The organism is Halalkalibacter flavus (assembly GCF_036663575.1).
GTDB classification, from domain to species: domain Bacteria; phylum Bacillota; class Bacilli; order Bacillales; family Bacillaceae_D; genus Halalkalibacter; species Halalkalibacter flavus.
Genome location: NZ_JAWRVK010000303.1, coordinates 1 through 257, shown reverse-complemented (window position 1 = coordinate 257; position 257 = coordinate 1). Strand labels below are relative to the sequence as shown.

Annotated in this window: 1 protein-coding gene; it reads left to right on the top strand. The window is 62.3% G+C overall.

Features of this window, described 5'->3' with window-relative positions; translation table 11 throughout:
* The coding region (locus tag SAY88_RS25275; RefSeq protein ID WP_332635187.1) for a hypothetical protein at window positions 1-257 on the top strand (257 nt) is incomplete at both ends.

The window sequence follows — 257 nt, the reverse complement described above, 5'->3', positions numbered from 1 at the left end:
ACTCGGTGTCGGACAGCCGCGCCCCGCCCGGCTCCGGCACCTACAACTCGCCGATCAAGTACGGCTGCCAGAAGAACTACATCGTCCTGCTCACGGACGGTGAGCCCACCTATGACACGAGCGCCGAAACTAAGATCGAGGCGCTTCCGGGCTTCGCCGAGCTAGTCGGGGCCGACTGTGATGGCAGCGGAAGCGGGAGTTGCCTGGATGACCTGGCGGAATATATGTTCGAGGTGGATCTCGATGGCAATCCTGAC